The 12736-nt window shown below is 52.1% G+C and carries 10 protein-coding genes and 1 riboswitch; of the genes, 4 read left to right on the top strand and 6 right to left on the bottom strand.

The window, feature by feature from the left end; translation table 11 throughout:
• Window positions 1-344: 344 nt before the first annotated feature.
• A complete protein-coding gene (locus L1F29_RS04375; RefSeq protein WP_258387160.1) occupies window positions 345-1130 on the bottom strand; it encodes an arylamine N-acetyltransferase family protein in 786 nt (261 codons plus the stop codon).
• Between the two features lie 220 nt (window positions 1131-1350).
• Here L1F29_RS04375 and L1F29_RS04370 point away from each other — a divergent pair, with 220 nt between their 5' ends.
• Both L1F29_RS04370 and L1F29_RS04365 read left to right on the top strand, forming a co-directional pair.
• Window positions 1351-1662 (top strand): hypothetical protein, encoded by a 312-nt coding sequence (locus L1F29_RS04370; RefSeq protein WP_258387159.1) that lies wholly within the window; start codon window positions 1351-1353, stop codon window positions 1660-1662.
• A gap of 255 nt (window positions 1663-1917) precedes the next feature.
• Complete coding sequence (locus L1F29_RS04365) at window positions 1918-3981, top strand: methyl-accepting chemotaxis protein (RefSeq protein ID WP_258387158.1); 2064 nt, start codon at window positions 1918-1920, stop codon at window positions 3979-3981.
• A gap of 61 nt (window positions 3982-4042) precedes the next feature.
• On the opposite strand, the gene L1F29_RS04360 is transcribed toward L1F29_RS04365, so the two are convergent.
• The 3 genes from L1F29_RS04360 to L1F29_RS04350 form a co-directional block, all read right to left on the bottom strand.
• Window positions 4043-5050: an HD domain-containing phosphohydrolase gene (locus L1F29_RS04360; protein ID WP_258387157.1), complete on the bottom strand. Its 1008-nt coding sequence runs from the start codon at window positions 5048-5050 to the stop codon at window positions 4043-4045.
• 167 nt (window positions 5051-5217) lie between these two features.
• Entirely contained in the window at window positions 5218-5943 is a 726-nt protein-coding gene (locus tag L1F29_RS04355; protein ID WP_258387156.1) for a hypothetical protein, read from the bottom strand.
• Between the two features lie 44 nt (window positions 5944-5987).
• Window positions 5988-6077, bottom strand: a riboswitch (cyclic di-GMP riboswitch).
• Window positions 6078-6203: 126 nt separating this feature from the next.
• On the bottom strand, window positions 6204-7430 hold the full coding sequence (locus L1F29_RS04350; RefSeq protein ID WP_258387155.1) for an RtcB family protein: 1227 nt from the start codon (window positions 7428-7430) through the stop codon (window positions 6204-6206).
• Window positions 7431-7603: 173 nt separating this feature from the next.
• On the opposite strand from L1F29_RS04350, the gene L1F29_RS04345 reads away from it, so the two are divergent.
• Both L1F29_RS04345 and L1F29_RS04340 read left to right on the top strand, forming a co-directional pair.
• On the top strand, window positions 7604-8917 hold the full coding sequence (locus L1F29_RS04345) for a helix-turn-helix transcriptional regulator (RefSeq protein WP_258387154.1): 1314 nt from the start codon (window positions 7604-7606) through the stop codon (window positions 8915-8917).
• Entirely contained in the window at window positions 8892-9689 is a 798-nt protein-coding gene (locus tag L1F29_RS04340; protein ID WP_258387153.1) for a WYL domain-containing protein, read from the top strand. Before L1F29_RS04345 ends, L1F29_RS04340 begins: the two co-directional genes overlap by 26 nt.
• 291 nt (window positions 9690-9980) lie before the next feature.
• Here L1F29_RS04340 and L1F29_RS04335 read toward each other — a convergent pair whose 3' ends face one another.
• Both L1F29_RS04335 and L1F29_RS04330 read right to left on the bottom strand, forming a co-directional pair.
• On the bottom strand, window positions 9981-10670 hold the full coding sequence (locus tag L1F29_RS04335; protein ID WP_258387152.1) for a metal-dependent hydrolase: 690 nt from the start codon (window positions 10668-10670) through the stop codon (window positions 9981-9983).
• Window positions 10671-10917: 247 nt separating this feature from the next.
• Window positions 10918-12030: a slipin family protein gene (locus tag L1F29_RS04330; RefSeq protein ID WP_258387151.1), complete on the bottom strand. Its 1113-nt coding sequence runs from the start codon at window positions 12028-12030 to the stop codon at window positions 10918-10920.
• Window positions 12031-12736: the final 706 nt, after the last annotated feature.

Raw genomic sequence — 12736 nt, 5'->3', positions numbered from 1 at the left:
ATGCTGCCCATTTAAAAAGCAACTATTATTTTTTCACTCTAATTTGCATCCCGGCGTTGTTTCTCTTGGCCGGAATTAGAATATACCTTACAATCAACTGTTTTGTAAAGATGTTTTTTTTGGAAATTGATAAAGTTTGTCGATTTCCCTTAGTTGCAGCATTATTTACTACAGAATTCCACAGATTGCAGCATCCTATACCTAGTTAAATTTGCTCTTATCCGGCAGCAGTCAACTCAGCTGAATAAACATGGCTTTCGAATCAACCGAGAATGACTCTGCCGCTTGAGACAACACGAACGATAGCTGCCTGATCAACTCATCCGAATGAGCGTATAGCGTATTCAGTTCAATTCGATACCGAAATGAACGCGCAGCGCTTCCTTGTATTCTTCTTCGGTATCCGGAACGAAGCTGCGCACACCTTCATTAGTAAAGATCCGGAATTCATCCCCAGCAACCGAGTTGCGCCCTTCATTTGTACGGATCGCCAACATTCTATTCTTAATAAATATAGAGTCGGGTGAATTCTCACACCAAAACGTAGCCATCACAAAATCCTTCTGTAATTGAACCTCTTCCGTAAAAGAGTAAATCCAATGCCAGCTTTCGCGCTTGAACTCAGCTAAAATCCAGCCGTAATTACGGTCCCGTTCAAGGCGGTATAGCTCATCCCCTTGCTGCTGCTCCAGTCCCTCCGCCATCAGGATCGGTCTGCGCGGCACAATTCCGCCCACACCTACATCACATAAATAGGAAGAGCCCTCTGCCTCTACTTTCAATACATGATGCCGGCGTTTTGGCGGACAATCCGGCTCATCCCGCCAAAAACGGGCGACGAAATCCGTTACGGGATAACCAAGCTCGCGCAGCAGCCAGCCAAATAGAGCGTTAAGTTCGAAACAATATCCCCCTCGGCGATGCACGACAATTTTCTCTATCAGATCCGGAATCTCCAATGATAACGGTATGCGCTGCAAAATATCCAGATTCTCATACGGAACCGTATGCAGATGACGTTCCTGCAGCTCCGCTAGCGTCGATGCGCTGCCGTCTATGGGTCCGTTAAAGCCTATTCGAGTCAAATAAGCATTAACTTCGGGCTTTAATTGCGCGCGAATATCGTTCATACGGTGTGCTCCTCTACTTATTATGAGATTAATTGGCTAATGGTCGGCAAAGCGTTATGATCTTTCACCATTCTACATCATGACTGCGAAACCTTCTACGCTAGAATAGCCGGCATGGAGCTGAAAGATAACCGATAAAGCAGGGTAGTCATACCTTGTTGCATGAAAATGAACATGATACCATATAGTAAAAATCACCTATTTATAGGAGGTTTGCATCTTGACGAACTCGAGAATACTGAGGATCTTAACCGGCCTATTGGAGCTCATACTTGCAATACCGGTACTGGGGGGTTTGATTGTTGTAGGCTTCTCGTACACTCCGCTCGGGCTTATGTTTATTCTGCACCTCATTACGCTGGTTTTGTCGTTAAATAATCGCGAACCTATCTACGGCTCCGTCTTTGGGATCGTAACTTCCGCACTTGCGTGGATTCCGGTCTTGGGCTGGATCATGCACCTCGTTTCTGCCATCCTGCTCTTGATCAGCGCGGCACAAAAAGGCCACACCGGAAGCCGCCGAACCTTCTAGCTGTTGAAAATAGATCCTGCTACGCAACGAATTCATCTCATCGACCATGATCGAAGTTCCCCTTCCTTTTGCCTGCGGCAAGAAGAAGGGTTTTTTGTGCTGGATAGCTTGGCAAGAAAGTTTCAGTTTCGGGAAAATTCGACAAGATTTTCATTTTCTGAAACGCCCTCTTCAAAACGCTAAAACAATACCCGATAACGATTAGGGTTAAAATTCAACGTCCACGCTTTTTTCACAATTTAAGGAGGCTGCAGCATGAAGAAACAAACAAAATGGCAACAACTATGGGCAAATCTTTCCCTCCGCATCAAGCTTCCCGTATACATCTGTATACTAGTTGTCGTCACGCTCCTCGGATCCGGGTTTACCATGTATTCGCTAGGCTCGTCGATCCTGCTTCAAAAGAGTAAAGATGAAATGCGCGCCAACTCGGACCGGATCGGAGAAGGTCTCTGGACCGCCATTCAATTACAAGAGCAATCGACTTATCTGATGTCCGTGCACGATACGTTTAAGAATCTGTTGCAATTGCGCGAGAAGGGCACGCTCTCCGATAACGAATTCTTTTCGGCCAAAAATCCGTCATTCGCCAAAGTCAATGAAATCATGACGAAGAGCTATACCGGAACGCAAGGCTACGACTCCTTCATCCTCCTGGACTCAAAGGGAACGATACTTGCCGAAAGCAACAATTCGAAGAGCATCGGGCAATCCCGGGCGGATCGGGAATATTTCGTCAAAGCGATGCAAGGCGAACCGTTTATCAGCGATGCCATCGTGTCCAAATCCACGAACTCGTTAATCATCGCGATCGCGGTACCGATTAAAGATGATAATGGTCAGGTGCTGGGCGTCTTCTGTTCCTCCGTGAGCACTTCATTCTTTGTGGATAAGCTGCAGAATATCCGCATCAATGAAGAAGGCTCCGTTACGATTCTAAGCCGATCCGGACTTGTCTTTTACGATTCCAAATCATCCGACACGCTGGGACAAAAGCTTCAATCCGCAGGCATCGACGCCTTCATAGAGGAGCGCGCCTCCGGAAAAGTGCTGCAGGGCGAGTTCGAGACGGCGGATAACTATATTCGTTATACGAAAATTCCGAAAGCAGATTGGATCGTCGTCGTTTCCGACAGCTATGGCGATATTAAGAAACCCCTAAAGAAAATGCTGTTCCAGGTCATTATTGTCCTGCTCATTGCCGCGATCATCGCCATTGCTGCCGGAATACTGATATCCCGGATGATTACCAAACCGATTGCGCAGCTGGCCAAGCTGTTCAAAACATTAGCTTCGGGCGACTTGACCGTCTCCGCCACCGGGCGCTATGACGGCGAATTCAAGCAATTGGCGGAGAGCTTCAATACGATGGCCGGCCAGAACAAGGAGCTTATTTCGCATATGAACCGGTCCATTGACGTTCTCAAGGCGAGCACCGTACAATTGGAGGCTTCATCGAAGCAAACGGCGGTATCGATCAGCGAAACATCAACGACAGCCGGCGAAATAGCCAAGGCGATGGAATCACAGGCGAATGACACGGAGCAAATCGTCGATAAGTTCTACGGCTTCGGGGAAAAGGTTGCTTCCATTAACGGCAAAGCCCAGTCCGTCAAGGCAAGCACAGATGAAATCGTCGATGTATTCCACGTCGGCAACGAAGTCGTCGACCGCTTAATGGAGATTAATAACCGTAATGAAGAAGAAGTACGGAAGATCTCTTCCATTACGTTGAAGCTGGAGGAGAGCTCCACAAGCATTGGCGAAATAACCGGTGCCATTGCGGATATCGCCAATCAGACCAATCTGCTCGCCTTGAATGCTTCCATCGAAGCGGCAAGAGCCGGCGAGCACGGCCGCGGCTTTGCCGTTGTCGCTTCGGAGATCCGCAAGCTGGCCGAACAAAGCGCGAAACAATCGAGTGAAATTCATGCGATAATACAGCAGAATCTCGGATTCGTCGCCCAGAACAACGACAGCGTCCGGGAAATACGCGTGATCTCCAGCCAGCAGGACGACTATGTAGGACAAACTCAGGAATCGTTCCGTACGATTCTGGAGAATGTATCGGATATCGCGGAGCAAATCAAATCGATGGCAGCGGAAATCGATCATATCGAGCATGATAAAGATGAAATGCTCGTATCCGCACAAGGCTTATCCGCTTCAGGCGAGCAAGTGTCCGCATCCGTCGAAGAAGTGACAGCAACCATCCAAGAGCAATCGGCCATGGTTCAACAGCTCGCGGACATGGTCAGAACGATCGACGATTTGACCAAAGAATTAGTCGAATCGGCAGCCAGGTTCAAAGTGGAGTAGTTTAGAACAATATATAAAGAAGAAGAGCATCCCAGGGACGCTCTTCTTCTTTATATATAAACTATGTATCCGACTCGGGCAGGAGCATGCCTTCCTCATACAGTGTCAGGAATGAATCGACCAGCTCGGGGTCGAAGTGCTTCCCTTTATTCGTATTTAAATACTGCATGGCATCGGAGATCGGCCATTTCTCCTTATAGGGCCGCTTCGATATAAGCGCATCGAAGACATCGACGACGCTGACGATCCGCGCTTCTAGCGGGATATCCGTCCCCTTTAGCCCATGCGGATACCCCGTGCCATCCCATTTCTCATGATGATGCAGAATGATATTTTTGGCTGTCGATAGCTCGTTTTCGAATATTTCATCATCCAGCTCCGAATATATTTTGCCTATGATATCGACGCCTATTACGGTATGCATCTCGATAATGGTACGCTCATAATCCGCTAGACGGCCGGGCTTGTATAGAATGCCTTCGGGAATGGCTGATTTCCCAATGTCGTGTAATATGCTGGAACGGGAGAATCCCGCAAGTTCAAGAGACGGCATATTCAAGCCGCATCGTTCATTATACCGTTCCGTGAGAAGCTCGGTCAGCTGCTGCACGCGCACGAGATGAGACTCGATTCCAGGATCGCGTATTTCGCATGAAATCGCCAGTACCTTCAGCAGGGATGCTTGTATCGACGATACCCTTTGTTCATCCAAATAATAGCCGCGGTCGAGCTGCTCCAGCTCCCGGAATACCCCGACGTAATAAGTATTGCCTTCTATGAAGAATGGACTTATCGTGATCGAGGAGTGCCACAAGCTATTGTCGCGCTTCCGGTTCGTAAAAATACCCGACCAGGGAGAGCCGCTGTTCAAGGACTCATACATGCCTATATACGTCTCATCCGGGGTAAGCCTGGTCCGCAGAATACTCGCTTTCTTGCCGACGATTAAATCCGATGGGAAACCTGTTATGCATTCATAGGTTTTGTTCACAGCTAGAATCTGGTGCTTCTCGTTCGTAATGATAACGGCATCGGCTAGCGCTAAGAAAGGCTTCAAAGATTCATTCATGAGGTCACCAACTGTATGTATAATCTGTCATTTGCGGTATTTATTTTATCACACAATATTAGGGTACCGTCCTATTAATAACGGCATATCTATGAAATATATGAATAGAACGTAAATAAACCACCCTCCAGAAAGAGGGCGGTTTATAGAGAATCGGCTGCTTGAATCTATTGACCGTAGACGGAGTCCCATACGGAGTTGTAGCCGCCATCGTATACGTCTTCGTGGTCGCTGTCGTCAATCCATTCATCATCGAACGCATACGGGTTAAGCACATCGTAAAGAACGTCATTGATCTCATCCTGCTTGTATATCATCCCGCTGTAGAACGCGTTTAGCTTCTTATCCAGACCGATCTGCTCATTGCGCGCATTCAGCGCCTCTTGATACAGCTTTTGGTTGACGTAGGTTTTGAAGGCTGCGCCTAGTTTGGCATAGGAAGCTTTAAGCTTGTCCACCTGCTTGCTCGCGGACAGCCATCCTGAAGAGAGCGATGAGACAAGATCCAGCTCGTCCTCCTCCAGATATTCGGCTACGCCTTCGTCGCGTGCAGCCAGCTTGGCCATAGTACCCGCAAAGAATTGCGTGCGCTCCTCATTCAAAAAGCCCACGGCATCCTCGGCTTCCAGCAGCTCCACGAGCTGATCGGTCAGCTTGCTTTCTGAATTTTTGAGCTGGATCAGCAGAGCGCCCTGCTGCTTCTTCAGCGCACCGCTTGTCCGGGCTTGCTCGGCCAGCTTCTTGTTGAAGGTGGCGGCGGTCATCTTCTTATTAGCCATTGGACTTGCGTGTACCGAAGCAGAAGCAGGGTTTAGCGGTTCGGCTGCAGCTACCCCGGTCGATGCCAGCATGATTGAAATGACCATGATTCCTTTGATTGCTTTGTTCACCATCTGAAGTTCCCCCCGTGCGTATGTATGCAATAGAAAAGACACCCTATGGCGGCCCGGCTGTCATAGCATACCTGATATGCCTTAGACCCGCAGCTTTGCGTCCCCGCCTTTCGACGGATTTGCCAGTAACATCGGTGTCAACTTTAACCAATTATAGGTATATAGTATCGGTTTCTATGCCGAAAGTAAATAGATTCAGTAAATTTAGTAGGTCTATAGAATGAGTTGCCTTATCATCATCCGACATGAGCCGGCCTGGCCTAATCCTTGTAGGGATCAAACTCGTCCGCACCGGCCATACAGACGCCGATCGGTTTCAGTACGTGCAGAACTTCAATGGTTTCATCGTGAGCGTCCAACACCTCCTGCAGCCGGCGGTAGACGAACGGGCTCTCATCCGTACCCGCACCGCGGAGCTCGACCCCGTAACGGTGGACAGCGTCCATCATTTGCTCCGGCGAGATCTGGCCGCCCGTGCGCTTGCGAGTCTTCCAGTTCATCTTGCCTGCCGCCTGCGTACGGCTCATAAGCCTGCCTGCGCCATGAACCGTGCTGTAGAAGGCGTCCCGATTCTCATCGGTATCCTTGCCTCTCACGATGACGGAAATATCCCCCATGCTGCCCCCGATAAAGCCGAGCTGACCCGGCGCGGAAGGCGTCGCCCCTTTCCGGATAACGACGGTATTCCGGCCGCCGTGCTGCTCCTTCCACGCGTAGTTATGATGGTTATGCACCTCGAAGTCCGCTTCCGCTCCGAGAATCGCCAGCACTTGTGCGATCACGTAATCACGTCCGGCATATGCATAACGGCCGGCCAGCTTCATGGCGCGGTAGTACATATCTCCAAGCTCATCGTCAAGATCGAGCAGAATCGGCGGCTGGTCCATCTTCTCGCCGGGCGCGGAAGCCAAAAATCCTCGTCCTGAAGCCAAATTGATGAAGCCGCTGGCCGTCTTATGTCCGAATCCTCGGCTGCCGAAATGATTGCTCACCCACAGCCTCCCCGTCTCTTCCTCCTCGAACAAATCGACGAAGTGATTCCCGCTTCCGACCGTTCCGAGCTGATCCCGGGCTAGTGCCTTCAGTTTATCGTGCTCCTGGCGTCCTATGGACGCATAAACGGCCCAATCCGGATCATCGAACAGCTCGTGATCCACCTTCACGTTATTGACCCGGCCGACACCGAATGAGATTCTCGCGGCAATCCGGTCCATGATAACGGCTATTCCCGGTTTGATATCCGCGGCCATAAGGTTCGTGCGCACCGCCTTGTTCCCGCAGGCGATATCATAGCCGACGCCTGACGGCGATATTTGCCCGTCATAGACGACAACCCCGCCAATCGGCTGGCTGTAACCTTTGTGATGATCCGCCATCAACAGCGTCTGCACCACGTTGCCGTACTCGTTACAGGTCTTCGCCTGCTGCACCGCGCCTTCATCGGGCTTCCCCCAGACACGGACGCCTTGTATGTTTTGATACGTCATATTACCTTAACACTCCTATCGTGAAAGTTCATGCTCCTATCATCGCTCATTTTGCCTCTCTCGAACATGGCGAAAGTATGACGAGATACTACCTTACCCTACCAACCGTCTGTGCGCGCTGATACAATGAGAAGTATAAGCTTGTTCGGATCTGAAAGGAGCGTATTCGCAGCATGGCCAAAGAGAGCTTTGATAAAGAAGTGCAATTTCTGCGCATGCTGGTGCTCACGAGCGGCGCTTACAGCCGGCAGCAGTTTGCGCAGCGGCTCGGCATCTCCGTCCACACCTTCGACAAGACGCTCCGCCGTCTGAAGGATATCGTCGGCACGGTCTGCCAGCAGTTGCCCGAGGCTCAAGGCCGCGAGTTTGCGGACATGCTGCGCTTCAATTATTACGAGAGCGTCGACCCGATGCTGCTCTTTCTATACCGGGCCAAATCGGTCAAGGAGTCGGAGAGCTACCGACTCTCTCTTATGATCGCCGCCCTTCAGCAGCGGTCCCATACCGCTATGGAGCTGCTCGATGTTTGCGGCGGCGGAATGCCCGGGGATATTCCGATGCCCGATGAGAAGACGATCCGGTCCGACCTGCGCTATCTGGAGGACGTCGGCGTTATCCGCCGCGACGGCGGAGGGCGCCCTTATCGTTATGCCATCCATAACCGCCTGGTGGACGATTTGACGGAGGAGGAGCGCATCGATCTATATGCATTCGTCGATGTCATGGCCAATACGCAGGTGCCCTCCGTCCAAGGCTATCTGCTCCGCGACAGCCTGAAGAAGGCGCTGAAGCTGCAGGATGCGGCGGAGCCTTTTCTATACCGGTATCACTACTATTCCCGCATCCTCGACGAGGCTCATTTGTTCACCCTGCTTCAAGCGATCCGGGAGCGGCGGACGATCTCGTTCCTCTACTTCCCGCCGAAGAAACGGCAAAGCTACGGTTCGAAGAATACGAATCCGCTGTTCGAGCGCGAATCCGAAGGCAAGCAAGCGAAGATGCTGCCGCTGAAGGTCGTATACGACCATCAATACGGGCGATGGTATCTGCTCGGTTATGCCCGGCAAGATATTGTGAAATACCGCGTGGAGGGCATTACTCAAATCATCGAGGACGGAGACGCAACGGACGAGCCGCTGTTTGCCGAGAGGATGGAACTTCTGGAGCTGCGGACGCGTTTCAGCTGGCTCATCGATACCGGACGGGCCGTCCTCGTGCGGGCTCGATTCTTCAATCCGGAAGGGGTGAAAGCTAACTTCGTGCGGGAGCGCGTCGAGCTCCAGGGGCAATGGGGCGAGATTACCGAAACGACCGATGAATCATTCATCTACGAGATTACCGTAAACGGAACAACGGAGATCAAGCCGTGGCTCCGCAGCTTCGGGTCGAGCTGCGAAGTGCTGGAGCCGATCCAGCTCCGGCGCGAGTTCATCGCGGAATGGAAGGAGCTTCAAGCCTACTATGAACCTGTTCGAGAAAATCTTTAACTATCAATTGATTTCTCGCCTGGAAGAGTCCGGATCCTATACGCTCACCTCTCATGAGAGGGCGTGGCTGAAAACGATGCTCGCGCATCCGGCCGCGGATCAAGCTTTTATGCCGGATACGCTGTCCAAGCTACGCGCCTTGCTGGAGACGGAGCCAACGCTTGGAATATCCGATCATATCGCGCAAAAAGCGCGAAGCGCGGAGCGTCAAGTCTACCACCCGCTCCTTCGGCCTCTTAGGAGCATGATCATGAACGGCAGCGGGATCCGGCTCACCTTCCGCCTGAAGAACGGCGGCGTCTATGCCGGCCACCTCGGTTTCCCTTACCGTCTGGAGTACAGTATGGTCAAACGGGAATGGTACCTGCTCTGGCACCATATGCGGCACCAAAGCTTCATGTCCACTAGACTTGCGAACATTGTATCCGTACAAGAAGAGGCTATCTCGCCGGAACATGCGGCCGCCCTGCCTGCGCAGATTGCCGCGAAATTGGAGGGCCGCAAGGAGCATGCCGTCATCGAGGTCGTCAGGCTGTTCAATCCGGAGCTCTCGCGTATCCTCTATGCCTTCTCCTGCTTCGAGAAGGAAGTCGACTACGATAGTGACGAAGATACGTACCGGATCAAGCTTGCGTTCCTCGGCGACGAGAGCGAATATGTACTATCGAAAATTCGTTTCCTCGGCAAACGGATTCGCGTGGTAGAAGGCGCGAAGCTGCAGCGCCGAATGCTGGAATCCACGGTGAAGGCGCTGGCCAGGTACGGGGAGTAAATCGAATAGCGGACTGCCGAGAGACAGGCCGCTTTTGAAGTGTGAATACCCCGCATGATGCTCTCCGGTTGCCGCGGACAGAGCTAGCCGATTAATGTCATCGCCTGCCGCTCGGCATGCAGCAGTTTGTCCCGCACGCGGACAACCTCCCCGATATTAATGAGAGCGGGATTGCTCAGCTTTCTCAAGCCGGCAAGTGTATGGATTTGCGGCAGCTATTGATCCATTGGTGCAGGACAACGTAAAAAAACCGGCAGCAAAAGGGTATCCCCTTAGCTGCCGGTTTTCTGTTTACAGCGAAAGTCGTTCTCCCGGCGCCATGACGCGTCCGGCGAAACCCCTTTCCTCAAGCCGCTTGACGAATTGAATGGAATCCTGCTTGATCGGCGCGAACGTGTCATAGTGAATAGGCACGACTGTTTTTGCACCGAACCATTCTGCCGCCTGAAGCGCGTCGTCGGGACCCATCGTGAAGCAGTCGCCAATCGGAATGAACGCAACGTCAATGTCGTGGCGGTCTCCGATCATTTTCATATCTCCATATAAGCAGGTATCGCCGGCATGCAAGATTGTGAAACCTTCAGCCGTCACAATATAGCCGGCCGGCATGCCGCCGTAAATGATCCGCTTTTCATCGTCCAAAATGATGCCTGAGCTGTGGAACGCCTGAATCATCTTAATCTTCGCAAAGCCGAGATCCATCGTGCCTCCCAAGTTCATGCCTCTCGTCTCCAGCCCTTTCCAGCTGAAGAAGGTAGCCAGCTCATGTATCGCAACGATTGGGGCTGCATTAACTCGGGCTATCGATTCTGCATCCAGGATATGATCGGTATGGGCATGAGTAAGCAATACCGCATTCACCAGGATATCCTCCGGTTTTGTCACCGCTTGCGGATTGCCGCGCAAAAACGGATCGATGACGAGCGATTTGCCATTCGCGTTCAATTGGACACAGGAATGGCCATGATAGATGATCTCCATGAAAATCCTCCTCTATTGCATTATTCAGCACCGGCAAGATCCAGACCATGCTCGTCTCGCACGGTAAACGTGGCTCCATGACGGCGGTCGCATACAGGTTTCATTATAGCGAAAGGCGTTCATTGCTCCAAATCTCTCCGCTTCGCACTATATCTCGCGGAGCCAGATGCATCCCGTGAGCCTGTTTCAGCAGGCCCACATAAAGAACATCCTCTGCCGGCGGGCTTGCGCCGGGGAAGCCTCCTTCTTAGGAAGCATCCCCTTTCGGGCCGATAAGCGCGTTCAGCCGTTCCAGCAGATTGCTCCCTCCGGAAAGGGAAATCGTGCCGATCTTCTCGCATATTTTCTCCAGAAACTCAAGCTCCTTCAACCGGAACAGCGTCTGGTTCTCGTCCATCAGCTTCGCGGTGTTCAGCAGGCTTCGCGTGGAGGCCGTTTCTTCGCGCCGCGTGATGAGATTGGCCTGCGCCTTCTTCTCGGCCAGCAGCACCGTATTCAGGATGTCCCGAATCTCGCCGGGCAGAATGATGTCCTTCACGCCGGCCGACAGAAACTTGATGCCGAATTCGGCGCTCTTCTCATTCAGGCGGGACAGCGCGTATGCAGCGATTTCCTGCTTGGTGCGCAGCAGCTCGTCAAGCTTGAGCGTTCCGACATATTCACGCAGCACGAGCTGCAGCTGAATGTAGATTTGCTCTTCGAACGATTTGATTTCAAGCGCCCGAAGCGGTTCGACGACCCGGTATTGGCAGACAAAATTGAGCCGGAGCGTAATTTTATCCTCGGTCATCATCTCTTGGCCGGTCAGATCGAGCTGCTGCTGGCGCAGGTCGACGGTCTTGATCACGGCTTGCACGGGACCGCGCCAGAAGTAATATTTACCCGGAGGCAGCTCCTTCTGCATCACGTTATTATAGTGCAGCATGCCGCGTTCGCCGCTTGCCACCTCCTGCATCTGAACGCAGCCGCCCAGTTTCGGCAGGATGGACAGATCCACTTCGGATCCGATTTCCGGCACGCGGATATCGGCCCGGATGAACCGGTGGCGCCTCAACGCATTCCAGAACGCATATTTGCCCGCAGTCAGCAGCTGGGCGAATTTATCATCTTCGTAATGCAGCACATATTCATAGTCCTGTACATCGACCACCTCCAGCTCGCGGAGCAGCTCCTCGTCCTGCAGAAACAGGTTCAGCTCTTTGCCGGGCACGATGAAAGGCTTCATGACATTCATCACGGTTACGGTATCGCCGCGCAGCTTAGATACCCAATGGATGCCGGGAGCCAACGGCTTCATATATCGGCCTTTATTGAACAGCAGGCCGCGTTCATCGGCTTGAATGATTATTTTTTTAAACATGTTATCCTCTCCTCTTGTTCATGCCTGGATACGAACCTTGCATGGGGAATTCCGCCGGACCGGCAGCGGAGCCTAGCTTAAGGGGAAGCGGCTGCTTGCGGTTAACCGGCGCTCGCGGATTTGCACGATCTAAACCAACTGCGCTTAGATCCATTGCAAGCCGATTGCACCGGGCAGCCTTAAGCGCTCGTTCCCCGGTATCCGCCGGCTTCATAGCGCCGGACCGGTGCCCGCCAGGTTCGGCAGGCTAGGAATTCCTTACAAGATTGCTCTTTTTTAAATACCGATTCGTTATCGGTGCTCTACCATTGAGCTTATCGCGTGACAGGCGATATGGGATTCGAACCCATACATTAGAGCAACAAGGCCATATTCGCGTCCCAGCATACTTGACCCAATTGCGGGCAAGCACTGCGGAGCCATATCGAAACTCCCGCTTCGGCAACGCCTTCCGTACCGCTGCTGCCCCCTTATCTTCGCGTATTTTCGCTTGCGCGAACATGGCGAAAGTATTACGACAACGATAAAAGCAGCAAATTTTTGAACTCGGGAGCTTCCGGCTTCGATTGTGCCGCCCCCTCAAGCCAGCCTATACCGGTGGGGAAATGGACTGGAACACCCTGCCTTGGTGCCTGACGGCTGTATGCGGTGGATAAAAGGACGTTTGGATGAGTTCAATGTAAGCGTGCAGTACTCAGTGGGAGGC

Source organism: Paenibacillus spongiae (genome assembly GCF_024734895.1).
Taxonomy (GTDB): domain Bacteria; phylum Bacillota; class Bacilli; order Paenibacillales; family Paenibacillaceae; genus Paenibacillus_Z; species Paenibacillus_Z spongiae.
This window is presented reverse-complemented; position numbering and strand designations above follow the sequence as displayed.